Raw genomic sequence first — 19350 nt, forward strand, 5'->3', positions numbered from 1 at the left:
CTTCGGGTCCCGGCTCAAGCTGTTTCACTGCTCCACTGCCGGTTTCCGGTCCAGTCCCAGTTCGCGCAGCCTGTGCTCAAGAATCCCACCGAGCGCCACACGGCCTTCGGCGTTCATGTGGACGGCATCCGCCAGGTCTTTCGCCAGTCCGTACCGGGTGAGCCAGTCGCCCACGGAAACAAAGGGAAGTCCGTTGGCTGCTGCCACGGCACCCAGCAGAGCGTCCACCTCGCTGCGGCGCCCACCGCCGTCGTTTGCTCCCCGCGCCAGGGTGCCTATCATGGCAATCCTCGTGCCGGGATAGCGGGTCCGCAGTTCGGCAAGCAACCGCTGGGCGTTTCCCGCGATCTGCGCGTTGCCGGCGCCCCCGGCGGCGTCGTTCCCGCCACCCTCAATCACGATCAGTGCCGGCGTTCCGGCGGGAAGCAGCCAGTCTCCGCGCTGCAGGGCATCGATGTAATTGCCCGTGGTGCCGTTCGCCGCCACGAAGCCTGTGCCGCCGCGGCCGCAGAAGTAGACGTTGTAGCCGGCAGCGGCGAGGCCCAGGCGCGGCCAGCCATCCGCGGGTTCCGACTGTGAATCGCCAATCAGCAGCACGGTCCTGCTGATGTCCGGAACCACCGCCTCGAGCCGTCCGTTTCCGGGATTGCGGATCCGGGACGTGGCCACCACGGCCGGTTTCGCTCCTGCGCCGCCGGCTTGCCCCGCGGCCGCCTGTCCGTCCGCCGGTTGCCCGGCTGCCGCCCGTGCCAGGCCGCCCTGGGGAGAGTCCCCGGACAGTGCACAGCCGGCGAGTCCGAGCACTGCCGATACTGCGACCAGGCCGGACACAGCGGCGGCGGCAGCCCGGGCGGCACCCCGCGGTGTGCTGGCCTTGGCTGGGGGCATCGTTGGCTCCGGCGGTCTCGGAAGTGGGCTGTGTCACAGTCATCATGCCACGTACGCGGAAGTGGGAGTGAACTTAGTCACATGCCGGATCGGTTGGGCCTGATCGCGGCATTCCCGGTGCCGGCAAATCTGCCGGAATTTAGGCCAACAAATGGCTGGGCGGCTAGAATAGAGGAAGGCGCCCTGTGCCAAGGGCCTTGTCCGTCGTGCGTTCCAGTTGGAAATGTCGCGATACAACAGCTGACTCCACTGAATCGAGCCATTACGCATGTCTGAAACCACCACCAACACCGCGGTAGCCACTGCATCGCGCAGTGACCTGCGCAACGTCGCGATTGTGGCCCACGTTGACCACGGCAAGACCACCCTGGTCGACGCCATGCTCAAGCAGACCAACTCCTTTGCCGAGCACAACCACCTCGAGGACCGGGTGATGGACTCCGGTGACCTGGAGCGCGAAAAGGGCATCACCATCCTGGCCAAGAACACTACGGTGGCCTACAACGGTCCGTCTTCCAATGGCGAGACCATCACCATTAACGTCATCGACACCCCCGGCCACGCCGACTTCGGCGGCGAGGTGGAGCGCGGCCTGTCCATGGTGGACGGCGTCGTCCTCCTCGTTGACGCCTCTGAGGGCCCGCTGCCCCAGACCCGCTTCGTGCTGCGCAAGGCCCTTGCCGCGCACCTTCCCGTGATCCTGCTGGTCAACAAGACCGACCGCCCCGATGCCCGCATCGACGAAGTGGTCCACGAGTCCATGGACCTGCTCCTGGGCCTGGCCTCCGACCTTGCCGACGAGGTGCCGGACCTGGACCTGGACAAGGTCCTGGAAGTTCCCGTTGTCTACGCCGCCGCCAAGGTTGGCCGCGCATCGCTGGAGCAGCCCGCCAACGGTGCCGCCCCGGACAACGAGGACCTTGAGCCGCTGTTCAAGACCATCATCGAACACATCCCGGCTCCCACCTACAACCCCGAAGGTGTCCTGCAGGCGCACGTCACCAACCTGGACGCTTCCCCGTTCCTGGGCCGCCTTGCGCTGCTGCGCATCTACAACGGCACCCTGCGCAAGGGCCAGACAGTTGCCTGGGCCCGCGCCAACGGTGAACTCAAGAACGTCAAGATCACCGAACTCCTGGCCACCAAGGCGCTGGACCGCGTTCCGGCGGAATCCGCCGGACCGGGCGAAATCGTCGCCGTCGCCGGCATCGAGGAAATCACCATCGGTGAGACCCTGACCGACGCCGAGAACCCGCAGCCGCTGCCGCTGATCACCGTGGACGATCCCGCGATCTCCATGACAATCGGTATCAACACCTCGCCGCTGGCCGGCAAGGTCAAGGGCGCCAAGGTCACCGCCCGCCAGGTCAAGGACCGCCTGGACAAGGAACTGATCGGTAACGTCTCCATCAAGGTGCTCCCCACCGAGCGTCCGGATGCCTGGGAAGTCCAGGGCCGTGGCGAGCTGGCGCTGGCCATCCTGGTTGAGCAGATGCGCCGTGAAGGCTTCGAACTGACCGTTGGCAAGCCGCAGGTTGTCACCAAGACCGTTGACGGCAAGATCCACGAGCCGATGGAGCACATGACCATCGACGTGCCCGAGGAATACCTGGGCGCCGTCACGCAGCTGATGGCTGCCCGCAAGGGCCGGATGACCAACATGGCCAACCACGGCACCGGCTGGTGCCGCATGGAGTTCATCGTTCCCGCCCGCGGCCTGATCGGCTTCCGCACCCGGTTCCTCACCGACACCCGCGGCGCCGGCATCGCAGCGTCCATCTCCGAAGGCTACGAGCCCTGGGCCGGCCCCATCGAGTACCGCACCAACGGCTCCATGGTTGCTGACCGTGCCGGTGTTGTGACCCCGTTCGCCATGATCAACCTGCAGGAACGCGGCTCCTTCTTCGTGAAGCCCACCTCCGAGGTGTACGAGGGCATGATCGTGGGCGAGAACTCCCGCGCCGACGACATGGACGTCAACATCACCAAGGAAAAGAAGCTCACCAACATGCGTGCCGCTTCCTCCGACACCTTCGAGAACCTGACCCCGCCGCGCGAGCTCACCCTCGAGGAATCGCTGGAATTCGCCCGCGAGGACGAGTGCGTCGAGGTGACCCCGGAAGCCATCCGCATCCGCAAGGTCATCCTGGACACCAACGAGCGCGCCAAGGCCAACCGCGCCCGCGCCAAGGCATAGCAACGCCTAAACGCAAAGAATGCCACCGGTATTGCACCGGTGGCATTCTGCGTTAAGCCAGGCGGCGCTGCCAACCCCGGCCTCGATGCGCAGGGACGGCGTGGGCGCACTGGGCGCCTACTTCGGCGCCAGGGTCCGTTCTCCACATAGCCGTTTCCACCACCTGCGGACGCTCGCCGCGAGGCGCAGGCTTCATCCATGCGAACTATTTCTGAAGCGCTGGCTGCCTTGGGCGGCGTTGCGGGCACCCGAACACTGTTACTGGCCGGCGTCTCCCGCCGATGCCTGGAAGCCGGACTATCAGACGGCTGCGTCCAAAGGATCGCCCGCGGCGTATTCGCCCTTCCGGATGCTGACCCCGTGCTTGTCCATGCGGCGCGCCATCACGCCGCACCTGGTTGCGTCACGGCCGCAGTGGCTTCCGGGTTATGGGTGATCAAGGTTCCGGATAGGCCGCATCTTGCCGCTCGCCATGGCAGGCCAATAGCCGGCTGTGTGGTGCACCGCAGCGACCTTCCGTTGACTCCTCTGGACGTCGTCTGCCAGTCTCTCCGCTGTCTGCCCCCTCTTGAGGGACTGACTATCGCGGAGTCCGCCGTCAAGAAAGGCCAAATCCAACTCGCGGAGCTGCGGGCGCGGTTTCCGGCCGCCCGTGAAAAGGCCCTGCTGAACCTGGTTGGCAGAATCCGACCCCAGTCCGGCTCCATCATCGAAACCATCGCCCGGTATCTGCTTGAAGAAGCGGGGCTTACAGTCGAGTTGCAGGTGCACATTCCTGGCATGGGCCACCTGGATCTCCTTGTTGATGGGCTGCTGGGCATTGAGGCGGACGGCTATGCCCATCACAGCAGCCGGGAGGCCTATCGGGAAGACAGACGGCGTTGGAATGTCACCGTCATCAGGGGTGTCCCAACTCTCCGGGTGACGTTCGAGATGCTGGTCCGCGACCCCGCGGAGTTCGTTGGAATCGTCCGTAAGGCACTTGCCATGTACGGGACGGCGCGATGAAGCCCGGGATCAGCGCGCAGGAGCAGTCCGGGCGCACCGGGAGCGGCAGTCAGCGCACGGCCGGGCGGCGCGGGGGAGCAGGCGGGACCTCCTTGGCGGCCACCACCTGCCCAAGGGGAATAACGACGTCGGCCTGCCGGGTGCGGACGGTACAGGAACCGGCGTCGCACGCCAGCAGGTGACCCAGGGCGTCCGTGAGGCCTCCTTCGATCCGGTAACGCACCACCACGCGGATGCCGGGCGCAGCCGAGGCAAGGAAGCGGGCGGGTGCGGGTAGTGGCTGACTCACCAGTTCATACTAGGTGCGCCGGCTAGGTTCGCGGGAACGGGCTGGGGGATAATAGGCTCAGATGTCAACAGTCCGGCCGTGCTGCCGGATGCAAGAGCCGGCGGGAAGCCGGAACCCAACGTGGAGAGGCCAGGGACGTGACGTACGTAATCGCGCAGCCGTGTGTGGATGTTAAGGACAAGGCATGTATTGAGGAATGCCCGGTCGACTGCATCTATGAGGGCGAGCGTTCGCTGTACATCCATCCGGACGAATGCGTTGACTGCGGCGCCTGTGAACCGGTGTGCCCGGTGGAGGCCATCTACTACGAGGATGACACCCCCGAGGAATGGGCCGACTACTACAAGGCCAATGTTGAGTTCTTCGATGACCTCGGGTCCCCGGGTGGCGCGGCCAAGGTCGGCAACACGGGCAAGGACCACCCCATGATCGCCGCCCTGCCGCCGCAGAACCAAGACCACTGACGCGGACGCAAGCCGTGACCGCAGCAACGAATTCGTTTGGCCTGGATCTGCCCGACTACCCGTGGGAGGCCATGGCGCCGTACCTGGCGAAGGCTTCGGAGCATCCCGGCGGAGCCGTGAACCTGTCGATCGGGACACCTGTCGATCCCACGCCGCAGCTGATACAGGATGCACTGAAGGCGGCCGCGAATGCTCCGGGATATCCCACGGTGCACGGCACCCCGGCGCTCCGGGAAGCCATTGCGGGCTGGTTCGAGCGCCGGCGCGGCGTGTCCGGCCTTGATCCCCGGAACATCATGCCCACGGTGGGGTCCAAGGAACTCGTTGCGTGGCTTCCGCTGCTGCTGGGCCTCAAGCCGGGGGACGTCGTCGTACGCCCCAAGGTGGCCTACCCGACGTACGATATCGGCGCCACCCTCGCAGGCGTCACCTCCGTGGCAACGGACAACCTGGACGAACTCGATGACGCCACCCGCTCGCGCGTCCGCCTCATCTGGGTCAATTCCCCCGGGAACCCCACGGGAAGCGTCCGGGGCATCGAATCCCTTAAGGCGCTTGTGGAACAGGCGCGTGAGCTGGGTGCCGTGGTGGCCTCGGACGAATGCTATGCCGAACTCGGATGGGGGGACTGGGACGTCCAGCGCGGCGGCCGGCGCGTTCCCAGCATCCTGGACCCGCAGGTGGCGGGCGGCTCCCACCAGGGCCTGCTTGCCGTGTACTCGCTGAGCAAGCAGTCCAACCTCGCCGGCTACCGCGCGGCATTCGTGGCCGGTGATCCGGACCTGATGCCCAACCTGGTCAACAGCCGCAAGCACGCGGGCATGATTGTCCCTTACCCGGTCCAGGAGGCCATGCGCGTGGCCCTGGGGGACGACTCCCACGTCGAGGCCCAAAAGGACCTGTACAGGGGCCGGCGGGAGCGGCTGGTGCCCGCCCTGCTGGACTTCGGCCTGGAGATCAAGGATTCCGACGCCGGCCTGTACCTTTGGTCGACGGCGGGGGAGGACACGTGGGACACGGTGGCCCGCCTGGCTGACCGCGGCATTGTGGTGGGACCCGGCGTCTTCTACGGGGACGCCGGCAACGGCTATGTCCGCGTTGCCCTCACCGGATCCGACGAGCGGATCGATGCGGCCGTGGCACGCCTGGCCGGATCAGGCTCCTAAGGGTACGTAATAATCGTGTGACTCGCCCCACATCCGGCGCGTTTTAGGGTGCATTTGACGGCTGCGGATTAGTGACACCCGCCAAGGGGCGGTACTTTTTAAGTGACTATCAATGGTGGCTTTCTACAAGAAGGCAGCCCGGGTGTTGGAACCTGTCTCCTCAGGCTTCGTGCGCGGCTCACCTGATGTTGGATCAAGCTTTCGACAGAGGCCCAGAAGCCTCATGAAGGGGACTCCATGACTGAGACCAACAATGCTGCGACCCTGCTCCACGCAGGTGGCGAGCTGAAGCTCCCGCGCATCCAGGTTGTTGAAGGGAACGAGGGTTACGACGTCTCCAAGCTGCTGAAGCAGACCGGTGCCGTGACCTTCGACCCCGGCTTCATGAACACCGCAGCAACCACCTCGGCAATCACCTACATCGATGGCGATGCGGGCATCCTGCGCTACCGCGGATACCCCATCGAGCAGCTGGCGCAGCACTCCAGCTTCCTTGAGGTGTCCTACCTGCTGATCTACGGCAACCTGCCCACGCCCACCGAGCTGGACGAGTTCGACCAGAAGATCCGCCGCCACACCCTGCTGCACGAGGAGCTCAAGGGCTTCTTTGGCGGCTTCCCCCGCGACGCGCACCCCATGCCGGTGCTGTCCTCGGCGGTGTCCGCGCTGTCCACGTTCTACCAGGACTCGCTGGACCCGTTCAACGCCGAACAGGTGGAGGTCTCCACCATCCGGCTCATGGCCAAGCTGCCGGTCATCGCCGCCTATGCCCACAAGAAGTCCATCGGCCAGCCCATGCTGTACCCGGACAACTCGATGAACCTGGTGGAGAACTTCCTGCGCCTCAGCTTCGGCCTGCCCGCCGAGCAGTATGAGCTGGACCCGGTCATCGTCAAGGCCCTGGACCTGCTCCTCATCCTCCACGCTGACCACGAGCAGAACTGTTCCACTTCCACCGTGCGCCTGGTGGGCTCCTCCAACGCCAACCTCTTCGCGTCCGTTTCGGCGGGTATCAACGCCCTCTTCGGCCCGGCCCACGGCGGTGCCAACGAGGCCGTGCTCAAGATGCTCCGCCAGATCCAGGCCGAGGGCCTCAAGCCCGAGGACTACATGGAGAAGGTCAAGAACAAGGAAGACGGCGTCCGCCTCATGGGCTTCGGGCACCGCGTGTACAAGAACTACGATCCGCGCGCCAAGATCGTCAAGGCCACGGCGCACGAGATCCTCAGCAAGCTCGGCGGCAACGACGAACTGCTGGACATCGCCATGCGGCTGGAAGAGAAAGCGCTTAGCGACGACTACTTCATCCAGCGCAAGCTCTACCCGAACGTGGACTTCTACACTGGCCTGATCTACAAGGCCATGGGCTTCCCCGAGAAGATGTTCACCGTCCTGTTCGCCATCGGCCGCCTGCCCGGCTGGATTGCCCAGTGGCGTGAAATGATCAGCGATCCCAACACCAAGATCGGCCGTCCGCGCCAGCTGTACATCGGCGAGCCGGAGCGGGACTACCCGGTCCGCTGAAACCGGCCATAACGACGGCGGCCGCCCACCTTTCCAAGGTGGGCGGCCGCTTCGCGTTGTGCCACATTCAAGGGGACTACGAGGCGTAGCCCTGGGGGTTGTTTTTCTGCCAGCGCCAGTGGTCCTCGCACATCTGGTCCACCGTCTTGGTGGTGGACCAGCTCAGGTCCGCCAGGGCGGACGTGGCGTCGGCCCAGAAGGCGGGCAGGTCCCCTGCCCGGCGGCTGGTGATTTCGTAGGGGATGGGCTTGCCCACAGCCTTCTCGAAGGAGCGCAGGACCTCCAGAACGGAGGAGCCCTTGCCGGAGCCGAGGTTCCAGCGGAAGACGCCCGTCCGGCCGGCAATGTGGTCCAGTGCCGCGACGTGCCCTTCCGCCAGGTCCACCACGTGGATGTAGTCGCGCAGGCAGGTGCCGTCCGGGGTGTCGTAGTCGCCGCCGAAGACCATGAGCTTCTCGCGGCGGCCCACCGCCACCTGGGCGATGAAGGGAACCAGGTTGTTGGGGATGCCCTGGGGATCTTCGCCGATGCGTCCTGAGGGGTGCGCGCCCACCGGGTTGAAGTAGCGCAGCAGTGCTATGTGCCAGCGGGAGTCGGCTGCGCCAAGATCGGAGAGGATGTCCTCGATCTGTTCCTTGGTGCGCCCGTAGGGGTTGTTGGCGCCGATTTCCATCTTTTCCACATAGGGGATGGGGTTGTGTTCGCCGTAGACGGTGGCGGACGAGCTGAAGACAATGGAGCGGACGTCGTGCCGGTCCATGACGCGGATGAGGTTGAGCGTGCCCACCAGGTTGTTGTAGTAGTACTTGAGCGGCTGCTGCACTGATTCGCCCACGGCCTTGAGCCCGGCGAAGTGGATGACGGCGTCAATGCCGGCGCCGGCGAAGACCTTGTCGACGGCGGCCTCGTCCACCAGGTCGACGTTGTGGAACTCCGCGGTCTTGCCGCTGAGCTCAGCCACGCGGCGCAGTGACTCCTCGCTGGAGTTGACCAGGTTGTCGATGACGGCCACGTCGTGGCCGGCTTCCTGCAGGGAAAGAACAGTGTGGGAACCGATGTAGCCGGTACCCCCTGTGACCAAGATTTTCATGCCTCAACGCTATCCCACGGGAAGCGGTCCCCGCCCCTGCGTCCCGGATGGCGGGCGTCGACCTGACGGTGGAGGCGGCAGTGGAAGCACAAGTGTGCTAATAAGAATGGTGCCCAAAATAGTAGACGCGGATGCCCGGCGTCAGGATGTTGTCCAAGCGGTTCTGCGTATCATCGCCGTGGATGGGCTGGAACGTGCCTCGCTGCGCGAAGTGGCGGACGAGGCCGGCCTGGCAGTCGGTTCCGTCCGGCACTACTTCGCTGGCAGTGATGAACTGCTGGCCTTCTCGTTCGGCACCGTGGTGGACCGGGTGGTCGGCAGGCTGGAGGCACTGCTGCCGGGCGTGCAGGAGGCTGCCCAGGCCAGCCCTGAACAGCGGCAGGCGGTTCTGACCCTCCTGGGCGGCATGCTTCCGCTGGATGAGGAATCAGCTGTGGAGGCCTGCGCCTGGCTTGCCTTCAAGAACGCGGCGCGGATCAGGCCGTTCCTTGCCGCCGAGGCCGACCGCAGCCACCGCGAGGTGGCCGCCATCGTGGGCGTAGTGGTTGCATCCCTGCTCCCCGAAGATGAACCGCAGGAGAACCTGGTGGTGGAGGCGGAACGCCTTCTGGCCACCCTGGACGGCCTGTGCATGCATGCCCTGCTGCAACCGGGCTGGATGACAGCGCAGATGTGCCGCGACGTGCTTGAGCGGCACCTGGACGGACTGGCACGGTAGGCGCCCGGGTCCAATCCTGCACTACCGGGAACTGGCTGCGGGAATAGACTGATAGCCGGGTACTGCAGAGCGGGTCATGCCGCCCGGCATGGGAAGGCCAGGGAAGGACTTTGGATGCATCACGCAAGCGGTTCAGGGTGGCAGATCACCACCGACACGTCCGGGCCAATGATGATCGCACTGTACGTCCGGGATGCGGCCGGCTTGAACGGAGTGGGACAACCGATGCTGTCCCATGCGTCGCCGAAGGTCCGTTCGGCTGACCACTCCCACCTGACGGCCGACGTTGGTGGCATCAGCGCGCTGAAGACCGAGTGGGAGGCCTGGTGGGAGCAGCTGCTGAAGGCCCATCCGCACACATCGCCGGAACTCTCCCCGCCCAGTTTTGACGCGTTCGGCAACTCTCCGGCCCTGCAGCGGGTCCTGCAGGCCCATTTCGGCTCCGCCCTCACTTGGGCCAGGGAGCGCAGGAGCGAATACGCCGAGCTCGAGGCCGAACGGGTGGCCTCCGGAACGGACCAGCTGCTTGAGGACATGGTGGACGACAGGCTGATGGAAGTGGGGCGGGACTCGCGGGACTTCAAGCTGACCATCATCGAGCTGCCGCTGGACGAGCAGCGGGCCTGGTACCTGGAGCCCGACAAGATCATCATGAGCCAGGATTTGATGGGGCAGCCGGACCTCCTCCGCAGCTACGTCCAGCCGGTGCTGGAAATCCTGGTCTAGCCGCCCTTAAGGCAGGACGACGGCGGCCCTTCAGCTGCCGCCGTCGTCCTGACGTACGGTGATGCGCACCTGTCCCTCCGGGGCCCCTGAAGCCTGCCATCCGTCCCCATCGGGACGGTGCCAGGTCCGGCCTGCCACCTCCACCTGGGTGACGGCCAGGTCCTTGGCGTTGGCAACCGCCCACTGGGCAACCGACCATGCCAGCGCGCCGTCGGCGTCCACCACCAGGGTGGCGCCGTCAACCTGTGAGTCCACGCCGCCGTAGGCCTGGTCCAGGTCGGTGGCCACCGATGCTGTTGTCCCGCCGGCCGCCGGGGAGCGGAGCGTGCACTGCACTCCGGCCGGCGTCTGTCCGGTGAGTCCGGAGGCAAAGGCCCGGCCCATGTCCTCGTGCTGGGCATATGCCTTGGGGTAGGCCGACTTCTGGACCCGCTGAGCTGCATCGGTGATGTCGAGCGCCTCGTAGCCCGGAATTTTCACCAGCGCGTCATAGAAGGCATTAACGGCATAGTAGGGGTCCATGATCTCGGCCTCCGTGCCCCAACCCTGGGACGGACGCTGCTGGAAAAGCCCCCGCGAGTCCGGACCGGCCTGGTCGCCGTGCCCGATGTTGCGCAGCTTCGACTCCTGCATGGCAGTGGCGATGGCAATGGTGGCGGCGCGCGCCGGCAGTCCCCGCCTGACGGCCGCCGCCGTAATCAGCGCGGCGTTGGCCGCCTGGTCCGGCGCAAGTTCACCGGTCCGGTTGCCGGCCGCAGCGGTGCAGCGCTCCGAAACGAGGGTTTCGGAACGCTGCACGAAGAACACTGCTGTGTAAATTCCGCCCGCTGCCAGTGCGAGGGTGAGCAGCAGCACCGCCAGGCGGCGCAGGCCGCGTCTGCGTGCCACGAAGGGATCAGTTGGCGTGCAGGGCGTCGTTCAGTTCAACGGTCTGGCCCTTGCGGGGCAGGGCCTCCACCGCCCCCGTGGTGGAGTTGCGGCGGAACAGCAGGTTGGGCACGCCGGAGAGTTCGGCGGCCTTGACGATCTTGGTGGTGTCATCGCCCACCTCGTCCTTGGGGCCCGGAACGCGGACCCGGGTGCCTGCCGTGACGTAAAGCCCGGCTTCCACCACGGAATCATCCCCGATGCTGATGCCCACGCCGGAGTTCGCACCGAGCAGGACGCGCTCACCGATGGTGATCTTTTCCTTGCCGCCGCCGGACAGGGTGCCCATGATGGAGGCGCCGCCGCCAACATCGCTGCCGTCGCCGGCCACGACACCTGCGGAGATACGGCCTTCCACCATGGAGGTGCCCAGGGTGCCGGCGTTGAAGTTGACGAAGCCCTCGTGCATGACTGTGGTGCCGGCGGCGAGGTGCGCGCCCAGGCGGACCCGGTCGGCGTCGGCAATCCTGACGCCGGAGGGGACCACGTAGTCCACCATGCGCGGGAACTTGTCCACGCCGTAGACGGTGACGGCGCCCCGGCGGCGAAGCCTTGCGCGTGTCAGTTCAAAGCCCTCGACGGCGGCCGGGCCGAAGTTGGTCCACACCACGTTGGGCAGCTTGCCGAAGATGCCGTCCAGGTTGATGGTGTTGGGCTGGACCAGGCGGTGCGAGAGGAGGTGGAGGCGGAGGTAGGCGTCCGCGGTGTCCGCCGGGGCTTCATCGAGGTTGATCTGGACAAAGACCACCTTCTGCTCGGTGCCGCGGTCCTCGTCAGTGCCGTTCTCGGCGATCTGCACCAGGGTTTCATCCGCGTTGTCCACCGTGCGGAGGTTCTCCGCCGCAACTCCCAGTGCCGGCGCGGGGAACCAGACGTCCAGGACGGTGGCGTCGCCGGTGGCAATGGTGGCTACGCCAAAACCGTAGGCGGAACGGTCATCAGCGTTGGAGGTCAGGGTTTCGGGCACGGCAGAGGAAGCGGTCTCAGTCATGTGCCCCAGTCTATCGAGGGCGGGGCATGGGGTTCGAACTAGACTGGCTTCGTGACTGCTGAAACCGCCCCAGACTCTTCCGTGTCCACCCTTGACCTCCGCCAGGACGTGGCGCTGCTGACCGCAGCGCTCATGGACATCAACAGCGTGTCCGGCAATGAAAAGCAGCTCGCGGACGCCGTCGAGTCCGCCTTGCTCGGGATTCCCCAGCTGGCCGTGGTGCGCGACGGCGACGCCATCATCGCCCGGACCGAACTTGGACTCGCTGAGCGTGTGATCCTTGCCGGCCACCTGGACACAGTGCCGCTTCCGCTCACCGAAGGATCCCGGGGCACCGTTCCCTCCAGCTGGGAATCGGGTGTTCCGGGCGAGGGCGTCCTGTATGGCCGCGGGGCCACGGACATGAAGGGCGGGGTGGCGGTCCAGCTCGCACTGGCGGCAGGATTGTTCGACGGCGGCGCGCAGCCCAAGCGGGACGTCACCTTCGTCTTCTATGACCACGAGGAAGTGGAGGCCGTGAAGAGCGGACTGGGACGCCTGGTCCGCAACCACGGCGACCTGCTGAAGGGGGACTTCGCCATCCTGCTGGAACCGACGGACGGCACGGTGGAGGGCGGCTGCAACGGCACCAGCCGGTTCGAGGCAAGCACGGTGGGGGAGGCCGCCCACTCGGCCCGCGCCTGGATGGGCAGCAACGCCATCCACGCCGCGGCACCGATCCTTGCCCGCCTGGCTGCCTACGAACCCCGGATCATCAATGTCGACGGGCTCGATTACCGGGAAAGCCTCAACGCGGTGAAGATCAACGGCGGCACGGCCGGGAACGTCATCCCGGACCGCTGCGTCGTCGAGATCAATTATCGGTTCGCCCCGGACAAGACGCCGGACCAGGCCGAAGCCCACGTCCGGGAGCTGCTGGCGGGCTTCGACGTGGTCCGCACCGATGCCGCCGCCGGCGCGCGGCCCGGACTGCAGCACCCTGCTGCCGCCTCGTTCGTGGCCGCCGTGGGAGCCGAGCCCAAGCCCAAATACGGCTGGACCGACGTCGCCCGCTTCAGTGAGCTGGGCATCCCGGCGGTGAACTTCGGCCCGGGGGACGCGCTGCTGGCGCACAAGGACGACGAGCACGTCCACGCCGACGCCATCCGCAAGTGCCTGGCCGCCCTGGAGAGCTGGCTCGCTGCCTGACGGTCCACGAACAGGAAAGGTCCGGAACTCCCCACGGGAGCTCCGGACCTTTCCTGTTGTGGGCTCTTGGAAGCTACGGAGCCGCAGCTTCCAAAACATCGGGTTCGGCCTTCGCCATGCCCCCGGCTGCCTTCTTGGAGCCGCGGCGCTCGATCCACACGGCAAGCCGCGAGACCGAGATGTTGATGGCGATGTAAATGGCCGCCGCCACGAAGAAGATGGGGAACAGGTACTGCGTGCCAAGGAAGTCCGCCATGACCTGCACCGCGCGCAGCAGCTCGCCGTACGCCACAATGTAGCCCAGCGAGGTGTCCTTCAGCAGCACCACCATCTGCGCCACGAGGGACGGCATCATGCGGCGGATCGCCTGCGGCAGCTCGATCAGCATGCGGGACTTGTAGCTGGTGAGGCCGATGGCCAGGCCGGCTTCCCGTTGTCCCTTGGGCAGGGACTGGATGCCGGCGCGGATGATCTCGGCAAAGACCGCAGCGTTGTACAGCACCAGGCCGGCCACGACGGCAATGAACGCCGAGGTGCCGAACCCGAGCAGGATGAAGAGCATCATGAGGACCACGGGCATGCCGCGGAGGAATTCCAGGATGATCCTCATGGGAATCCGGATGAATGCGGCATCCGAAATGCGGAGCAGGCACAGCAGCAGGCCCAGCGGGAACGCGATGACTGCCGCCAGTGCGGCTGCGGAGAGCGTGGACCCCAGCCCTTTACCGAGCAGCTGCCACACGTCGCCGCGGGTGAAGATTTGCCAGCGGCGCGCCTCGAAGATGCCCTGCTGGGCGAGGATCGTGACCACCCAGGCCAGCAGGCCGAGAATCAGCAGGCCGCCGATGATGGAGGCAATGAGGGAGACCCGGCGCGCTTTGGGGCCGGGGACGTCGTAGAGAACCGAGCTCATCGGGCAATCGCCACCTTTCGTTCCACCGTGTTGGCGAGGATTCCCAGCGGAACGGTGAGGAGCAGATAGAAGAACGCAGTGCCCAGCAGGACGGTGATGACGGCGTCGCCGTTGGCGTTGGCCAGCTGGCGGCCGTAGCCGAACAGCTCCAGGACGAAGAAGGCGCCGGCCACCGAAGAGTTCTTGACGAGCGCGATCAGGATGTTGATCAGCGGCGGGATCACCGTCCGCAGGGCCTGGGGGAGGATGATGAGCGAGAGCACCTGGCCGAACTTCATGCCGATGCTGCGCGCTGCCTCGGCCTGGCCGACAGGCACGCTGTTGACACCTGAGCGGACAGCTTCGGCGATGAACGCGGCGGTGTAGGTGCTGAGGGCGATGATCGCGGCGATCTCGAACTGTTCGAACTTGACTCCGATGCGGGGGAGCACGACTGCTGCAAAGAAGAACGCGATGGTCAGCGGGGTGTTGCGGAGGACTTCCACGTAGACGGTGCTGAAACCGCGGAGTGCCGCAACCGGGGAGACGCGTGCCGCGGCCAGCAAAGTGCCAAGGATCAACGCGAAGATACCGGAGACGACGGAAAGGAAAAGAGTGCGGAGAAAACCCTCCCAGTACAGGGGCAGGTTTTCAAAGATGACGTCCATAAGATCCTTCGGCTGTAAGCGTGGACGGATTGAAGGCTGTGCTGCCGGGGCCGTTGAGGGGCCCCGGCAGCATGGCGGACGCTACTTAGTAACGGTTGATGGCCGGGAGGCTGGGCGCGGTCTTGATAACCGAACCTGCGGTGGCTTCCCACGCCTTCTTGTACGAGCCGTCCTTCCCGAAGGATTCCAGCTGGTCGTTGATCCAGTTGCGGAACTCGGTATCACCCTTCTTCAGGCCGATGCCGTAAGGCTCCTTGGTGAAGGTTTCCTCTGAGGCGAGCTTGAAGGCATCCGGCTCCTTGTCAACGAAACCGGCGAGGATCACGTTGTCCGTGGTGACGGCTTCAACCTGCTTGTTGCGAAGCGGCTCCAGGCAGGCGGAGTAGGTGGCGGCCGGAACCAGTTCCGCGCCGTACTTGTCCACGATGGTGGCGGCCGGGGTGGAGCCCGTCACGGAGCAGACCTTCTTGCCCTTGACGTCCTCGGGCTTCTTGATGGAGTCGTTGTCCTTGTTCACCATGAGGGCCTGGCCGGCTTCGTAGTACGGGCCGGCGAAGTCGACAACCTGCTTGCGCTTGTCGCTGATGGTGTAGGTGGCAATGACCAGATCCACCTTGCCCTGCTCAATGAAGGGCTCGCGGTTGGCCGAAACGGTCTCGGACCATTCGATCTTGTCCGCGGCGATGCCCAGCTTGGCGGCGATCAGCTTGCCGATTTCAACGTCGAAACCGACGGGCTTGCCGTCCAGGCCAACCTGGCCGAACAGTGGCTGGTCGAACTTGGTGCCGATCTTGATGGTGCCGGCGGAGGACAGCTTTGCCATGGTGGTTCCGGCAGCGAACGACGGCTTCTCAACGGGGCTGGGGTTGCTGGAGCCACCCGAGTCTCCGCCGCCACAGGCGCTGAGGGACAGGGCGAGGGCAGCGGTGGCCGCCACGACGAAGGATTTCCGCCTGGACATAAATGCCTTCATGACATTCCTTTCATTGGTGGCCGTGGGTTTCCGGCCTGGATGCGAACTGACGTGTGATGGTTCGAATAACTCAGTGGGTGAGGAGCTTGGACAGGAAGTCCTTGGCGCGGTCGCTCTTCGGGTTGGTGAAGAATTCCTCCGGGGTGGCGTCCTCGACGATCTGGCCGTCCGCCATGAACACCACGCGGTCGGCGGCCTTGCGGGCGAAGCCCATCTCGTGCGTGACCACAATCATGGTCATGCCTTCCTTGGCCAACTGGACCATGACGTCCAGGACCTCGTTGATCATTTCGGGGTCCAGTGCGGATGTGGGCTCATCGAACAGCATGACCTTCGGCTTCATTGCCAGGGCGCGGGCAATCGCCACACGCTGCTGCTGGCCGCCGGAGAGCTGGGCCGGCAGCTTGGGCGCCTGGTGGCCCACGCCCACCCGTTCGAGCAGGGCCATGGCGTCCTTTTCCGCGGCCGCCTTGGACACCCCCTTGACCTTGATGGGCCCCAGGGTCACGTTCTCGAGGATCGTCTTGTGGGCGAAGAGGTTGAAGGACTGGAAAACCATTCCGACGTCGGCACGGAGCTGCGCGAGCTCCTTGCCTTCCTCGGGGAGGACTTTCCCGTCGATGCTGATGGTTCCGCCCTCAATGGTTTCCAGGCGGTTGATGGCCCGGCAGAGGGTGGACTTACCGGATCCCGAGGGTCCGATGACCACAACAACCTCGCCCTTGCGGACCTGCAGGTTGATGTCCTTCAAAACGTGCAGCTGGCCGTAATGCTTGTTTACGGCGTTCAGGGAGACGAGGGCATCGCCGGGCACATGAGTAGTCATAGGAACGAATCTAGCGAAGAACCGTGCGTTATGACGCCAATCACCCCAAGTTCCTGCTGATCGTGATTCAAGAGATACCTGGAGTGGGAGGTTAGCCTAGGGGAATGAGTATCAACGCAGATCCGGCCAAGAATTCCCAGCCCCGCCGTAAGGGGCCCCTTGAGCTGCGGCGCAAGCAGGCGGCCGTGGAGATGTCGGACCAACACCTGCTTGATACCAAGGGTCCGGGCCAGTTTGTCCACACCGATCCGTGGCGGGTCCTGCGGATCCAGAGTGAATTCGTCGAAGGTTTCGGTGCCCTGGCGGACATTGGAAAAGCGGTCAGCGTTTTCGGCTCGGCGCGGACCAAACCGGGCAGCCAGTACTACGAGATGGGTGTGGAGGTGGGCCGCAAGCTCGCCGAAGCCGGAGTCGCGGTAATTACCGGTGGCGGGCCGGGCTCCATGGAGGCGGCCAACCGGGGGACGGTGGAGGGCAACGGCGTATCGGTTGGCCTTGGCATCGAGTTGCCGTTCGAGCAGGGCCTGAACCAGTGGGTGGACCTGGGCATCAACTTCCGGTACTTCTTTGCCCGCAAGACGATGTTCGTCAAATACGCGCAGGGCTTCATTGTGCTCCCCGGCGGGCTGGGCACCCTGGATGAGCTGTTCGAGGCCATGGTCCTGGTCCAGACGCGCAAGGTGACCTCGTTTCCCATCGTGCTCCTCGGCGTCGAATTCTGGGGACCGATGATCGACTGGATCAGGGGCACCCTGGTGGCCGAAGGCATGGTCTCGGAAAAGGACCTGGACCTGATCCAGCTCGTGGACGATCCCGCGGAGGCAGTGGACCGGGTCCTGCATGCAGGCGTGACACCGTCCCTGAATGGGGAACAGCGGCCGGAGTAGCTGCAGGCCAAAGTCCGGGCCGCCGGTCTGGCACGATGGAACCGTGAGCTTCTTCCTCGTTTTCCTGGCCGTCGTGCTGGTGGCGGCCGTCCTTTGGGCCGGCCTGGGCCGGCGCGCCCGCAAGACCGGTGGGGCTGCGCTGCCCGCCCTTTTGGACGGGGGATTCGACGAGCCGCCCGCCAACCTGCCGCCCGTGCTGCTTCCGGAGCGTGCCGCTCCGGAAGACGTTGAGCAGATCCGCTTTTCGCTTGGCCTGCGCGGCTACCGGATGGACCAGGTGGACCAGGTCCTGGACGAGCTGCGGGACCAGTTGACCGCAAGGGACACCGAGCTGGCGGAGCTGCGTATCCGGCTGGCTGCCATGGAGCAGGCGGGGGAGCAGGCTTCCGACGGCGGACCCGCGGCACCCGGCGGGAGGGCACCTGAAGTGCCAGGCAGCGGGAACGCCGGGAGTGGGGAGGCCGACGAGGTTGCCGTGCCAGGACAGGGCGGCCTGTGAGCACGGTGGCCCCCCGCAACGCTCCGCCCTCTGCCGGCACCCTGGCCCGGCGCCTGGCCTCAGCCGTCCGCAACTGGCCGTGGTGGCTCCAGGTCACCGGCCTGTATGCCGCCGCACGCCTCGTTTCGGCCTGCATCTTCATGGCCGCGGCGCTCCACCAGGGCGTCAACCCCTGGTTCCCGCCCAAGCCGGATTACTGGAACTTCATCAACATCTGGGACGCCCGCTGGTACGCCCAGGTCATCGCCAACGGCTACCCGTCAATCCTTCCCACGGATGCCGCCGGCAATGTGCAGGAAAATACGTGGGCTTTCTACCCGCTCTATCCTGCACTGGCCGGTGGACTTAGCCGCCTCACCGGCTTGAACCCTGCCGCCTCGCTGACCCTCATCGCCATGCTGGCCGGCTGGGCGGCCGCCCTGGTGGTCTACACGCTCTTCCGGCAGAAGGCCGCACACGTGCCGGCCATGTGGGGGGTAGCGTTCTTTTCGACTTTTCCCGTCTCCGCCGTGCTGCAGGTCCCGTATGCCGAGCCGCTGTCACTCCTGCTGCTGGCCGCGGCCCTGCTGTTGGTAGTACGCCGGCAGTACCTCTGGGCCATCCCCGTGGTGTTCCTGCTGTGCCTGTCCCGGCCGGTGGGCGTCCCCTTCGCCGCCATGGCGGGGCTGCTGCTGGTCTTCCGCGCCGCCGCGCACATCCGGAAGGGGCGGCAGCGCGGCGCGGATGAAGCAGCCCATTCCCTCCGGGACCTGGCGGCACTGACAGGGCTCACCGCCGTCGCAGGCGTTTCCGCGCTGGCCTGGCCCGCCGCCGCCTGGGCAGCGACGGGCGACCCGCAGGCCTATACCAAAACCGAGACGGTGTGGCGGGGCCAGGACCTGGTCCCCTTCCAGCCGTGGTTCGACACCGGCGTCGAACTCTTCGGCCCCGTGCTGGGCCTTCTGGCCCCCGTGGTTTTCGTGGCACTGTTCATTGCCATGCTGTTCCTTCCCCCGGTGGTGCGGCTCGGCGTCGAACTGCGGCTTTGGTGCGCCTGCTACATGGGTTACCTGCTGATGTTCCTCCATCCGCAAACCAGCACCTTCAGGATGCTGCTGCCGCTGTTTCCACTGGCCCTGGGGGCGGCGTTCCTGTCCCGTTCCAGGGCTTACCGGGGCACGGTGGTGGTGATGTTCCTGCTGCTTCAGATGGTCTGGATCGTCTGGCTCTGGGCCTGGGCGCAGCTTCCCGGCGGAGGGGATTATCCGCCCTGACAAATCAGGCTTCCGCGCAGGTCAGCCGGGAAATAACAGTTGCCGGAAAATGTCCATCGATTAGCTACGTACGGGTAATTCCGCGATAATGATAGGTAAGCAAGGACAAAAGCATTCAGAAAACGCGCAGCCTTGGCGGTGGCACCACCACCCCGCCATAGCGGCCTGATCGACAT

General features: G+C 65.6%; 20 protein-coding genes. 11 read left to right on the forward strand and 9 right to left on the reverse strand.

The genetic code is table 11. From position 1 onward, the window contains the following. Positions 1-24 precede the first annotated feature (24 nt). Entirely contained in the window at positions 25-888 is an 864-nt protein-coding gene (locus AC3ANU_RS08910) for an SGNH/GDSL hydrolase family protein (protein WP_488315858.1), read from the reverse strand. 268 nt (positions 889-1156) lie between these two features. Here AC3ANU_RS08910 and typA point away from each other — a divergent pair, with 268 nt between their 5' ends. Both typA and AC3ANU_RS08920 read left to right on the forward strand, forming a co-directional pair. Then, entirely contained in the window at positions 1157-3085 is a 1929-nt protein-coding gene (typA, locus tag AC3ANU_RS08915) for a translational GTPase TypA (protein WP_018768610.1), read from the forward strand. A 198-nt stretch (positions 3086-3283) separates the two neighbouring features. Next, complete coding sequence (locus AC3ANU_RS08920; RefSeq protein ID WP_155845521.1) at positions 3284-4093, forward strand: hypothetical protein; 810 nt, start codon at positions 3284-3286, stop codon at positions 4091-4093. 49 nt (positions 4094-4142) lie between these two features. Here AC3ANU_RS08920 and AC3ANU_RS08925 read toward each other — a convergent pair whose 3' ends face one another. Then, positions 4143-4382 (reverse strand): putative acetyltransferase, encoded by a 240-nt coding sequence (locus tag AC3ANU_RS08925; RefSeq protein WP_043424755.1) that lies wholly within the window; start codon positions 4380-4382, stop codon positions 4143-4145. 137 nt (positions 4383-4519) lie between these two features. Between AC3ANU_RS08925 and fdxA the strand changes: the two genes are divergently transcribed. From fdxA to AC3ANU_RS08940, 3 genes are all read left to right on the forward strand, one after another. Then, a complete protein-coding gene (gene fdxA, locus AC3ANU_RS08930) occupies positions 4520-4846 on the forward strand; it encodes a ferredoxin (RefSeq protein WP_026265673.1) in 327 nt (108 codons plus the stop codon). Between the two features lie 14 nt (positions 4847-4860). Next, on the forward strand, positions 4861-6012 hold the full coding sequence (gene dapC, locus AC3ANU_RS08935) for a succinyldiaminopimelate transaminase (RefSeq protein WP_134163757.1): 1152 nt from the start codon (positions 4861-4863) through the stop codon (positions 6010-6012). A gap of 237 nt (positions 6013-6249) precedes the next feature. Next, positions 6250-7536, forward strand: coding sequence for a citrate synthase (locus tag AC3ANU_RS08940; RefSeq protein WP_018768605.1), 1287 nt, complete (start codon positions 6250-6252; stop codon positions 7534-7536). 76 nt (positions 7537-7612) lie between these two features. On the opposite strand, the gene galE is transcribed toward AC3ANU_RS08940, so the two are convergent. Further along, on the reverse strand, positions 7613-8626 hold the full coding sequence (galE, locus tag AC3ANU_RS08945) for a UDP-glucose 4-epimerase GalE (protein ID WP_134163758.1): 1014 nt from the start codon (positions 8624-8626) through the stop codon (positions 7613-7615). 109 nt (positions 8627-8735) lie between these two features. Here galE and AC3ANU_RS08950 point away from each other — a divergent pair, with 109 nt between their 5' ends. After that, the gene (locus tag AC3ANU_RS08950) at positions 8736-9344 is read left to right on the forward strand and encodes a TetR/AcrR family transcriptional regulator (protein WP_134163900.1); all 609 of its coding nucleotides are present in this window, start codon (positions 8736-8738) and stop codon (positions 9342-9344) included. 114 nt (positions 9345-9458) lie between these two features. Next, a complete protein-coding gene (locus tag AC3ANU_RS08955; protein ID WP_018768602.1) occupies positions 9459-10070 on the forward strand; it encodes a hypothetical protein in 612 nt (203 codons plus the stop codon). 30 nt (positions 10071-10100) lie between these two features. On the opposite strand, the gene AC3ANU_RS08960 is transcribed toward AC3ANU_RS08955, so the two are convergent. Together AC3ANU_RS08960 and dapD are read right to left on the reverse strand one after the other, a co-directional pair. Continuing rightward, the gene (locus AC3ANU_RS08960) at positions 10101-10958 is read right to left on the reverse strand and encodes a hypothetical protein (RefSeq protein WP_018768601.1); all 858 of its coding nucleotides are present in this window, start codon (positions 10956-10958) and stop codon (positions 10101-10103) included. Between the two features lie 7 nt (positions 10959-10965). Further along, positions 10966-11988 (reverse strand): 2,3,4,5-tetrahydropyridine-2,6-dicarboxylate N-succinyltransferase, encoded by a 1023-nt coding sequence (gene dapD / locus AC3ANU_RS08965; RefSeq protein WP_018768600.1) that lies wholly within the window; start codon positions 11986-11988, stop codon positions 10966-10968. A 51-nt stretch (positions 11989-12039) separates the two neighbouring features. Here dapD and dapE point away from each other — a divergent pair, with 51 nt between their 5' ends. Further along, the gene (dapE, locus tag AC3ANU_RS08970) at positions 12040-13176 is read left to right on the forward strand and encodes a succinyl-diaminopimelate desuccinylase (protein ID WP_018768599.1); all 1137 of its coding nucleotides are present in this window, start codon (positions 12040-12042) and stop codon (positions 13174-13176) included. A gap of 73 nt (positions 13177-13249) precedes the next feature. Here the strand turns inward: dapE and AC3ANU_RS08975 are convergent, their stop codons facing one another. The 4 genes from AC3ANU_RS08975 to AC3ANU_RS08990 form a co-directional block, all read right to left on the reverse strand. After that, on the reverse strand, positions 13250-14089 hold the full coding sequence (locus AC3ANU_RS08975; RefSeq protein ID WP_018768598.1) for an amino acid ABC transporter permease: 840 nt from the start codon (positions 14087-14089) through the stop codon (positions 13250-13252). Beyond that, positions 14086-14736 (reverse strand): amino acid ABC transporter permease, encoded by a 651-nt coding sequence (locus AC3ANU_RS08980; RefSeq protein WP_018768597.1) that lies wholly within the window; start codon positions 14734-14736, stop codon positions 14086-14088. Before AC3ANU_RS08980 ends, AC3ANU_RS08975 begins: the two co-directional genes overlap by 4 nt. 85 nt (positions 14737-14821) lie before the next feature. After that, positions 14822-15709, reverse strand: a complete 888-nt coding sequence (locus AC3ANU_RS08985) for a glutamate ABC transporter substrate-binding protein (protein WP_018768596.1) — start codon at positions 15707-15709, stop codon at positions 14822-14824. Positions 15710-15779: 70 nt separating this feature from the next. Further along, entirely contained in the window at positions 15780-16535 is a 756-nt protein-coding gene (locus AC3ANU_RS08990; RefSeq protein WP_026265670.1) for an amino acid ABC transporter ATP-binding protein, read from the reverse strand. 104 nt (positions 16536-16639) lie between these two features. Between AC3ANU_RS08990 and AC3ANU_RS08995 the strand changes: the two genes are divergently transcribed. The 3 genes from AC3ANU_RS08995 to AC3ANU_RS09005 are packed head-to-tail and all read left to right on the forward strand — an operon-like array spanning position 16640 to position 19174. Then, positions 16640-17422, forward strand: a complete 783-nt coding sequence (locus tag AC3ANU_RS08995) for an LOG family protein (protein WP_018768594.1) — start codon at positions 16640-16642, stop codon at positions 17420-17422. Positions 17423-17465: 43 nt separating this feature from the next. After that, positions 17466-17921, forward strand: coding sequence for a DivIVA domain-containing protein (locus tag AC3ANU_RS09000; protein WP_056394094.1), 456 nt, complete (start codon positions 17466-17468; stop codon positions 17919-17921). Then, a complete protein-coding gene (locus AC3ANU_RS09005) occupies positions 17918-19174 on the forward strand; it encodes a hypothetical protein (protein ID WP_018768592.1) in 1257 nt (418 codons plus the stop codon). Before AC3ANU_RS09000 ends, AC3ANU_RS09005 begins: the two co-directional genes overlap by 4 nt. The last annotated feature ends 176 nt before the right edge of the window (positions 19175-19350 follow it).

This window comes from Arthrobacter sp. SDR-2R, from assembly GCF_057747955.1.

Coding starts and splice junctions, on each gene's coding strand:
- AC3ANU_RS08990 (WP_026265670.1), bottom strand. CDS start 16,535: ATGACTACTCATGTGCCCGGCGATGCCCTCGTCTCCCTGAACGCCGTA.
- AC3ANU_RS08995 (WP_018768594.1), top strand. CDS start 16,640: ATGAGTATCAACGCAGATCCGGCCAAGAATTCCCAGCCCCGCCGTAAG.
- AC3ANU_RS08910 (WP_488315858.1), bottom strand. CDS start 888: ATGCCCCCAGCCAAGGCCAGCACACCGCGGGGTGCCGCCCGGGCTGCC.
- AC3ANU_RS08980 (WP_018768597.1), bottom strand. CDS start 14,736: ATGGACGTCATCTTTGAAAACCTGCCCCTGTACTGGGAGGGTTTTCTC.
- galE (WP_134163758.1), bottom strand. CDS start 8,626: ATGAAAATCTTGGTCACAGGGGGTACCGGCTACATCGGTTCCCACACT.
- AC3ANU_RS08955 (WP_018768602.1), top strand. CDS start 9,459: ATGCATCACGCAAGCGGTTCAGGGTGGCAGATCACCACCGACACGTCC.
- AC3ANU_RS08920 (WP_155845521.1), top strand. CDS start 3,284: ATGCGAACTATTTCTGAAGCGCTGGCTGCCTTGGGCGGCGTTGCGGGC.
- AC3ANU_RS08975 (WP_018768598.1), bottom strand. CDS start 14,089: ATGAGCTCGGTTCTCTACGACGTCCCCGGCCCCAAAGCGCGCCGGGTC.
- AC3ANU_RS08940 (WP_018768605.1), top strand. CDS start 6,250: ATGACTGAGACCAACAATGCTGCGACCCTGCTCCACGCAGGTGGCGAG.
- dapD (WP_018768600.1), bottom strand. CDS start 11,988: ATGACTGAGACCGCTTCCTCTGCCGTGCCCGAAACCCTGACCTCCAAC.
- AC3ANU_RS08985 (WP_018768596.1), bottom strand. CDS start 15,709: ATGAAGGCATTTATGTCCAGGCGGAAATCCTTCGTCGTGGCGGCCACC.
- typA (WP_018768610.1), top strand. CDS start 1,157: ATGTCTGAAACCACCACCAACACCGCGGTAGCCACTGCATCGCGCAGT.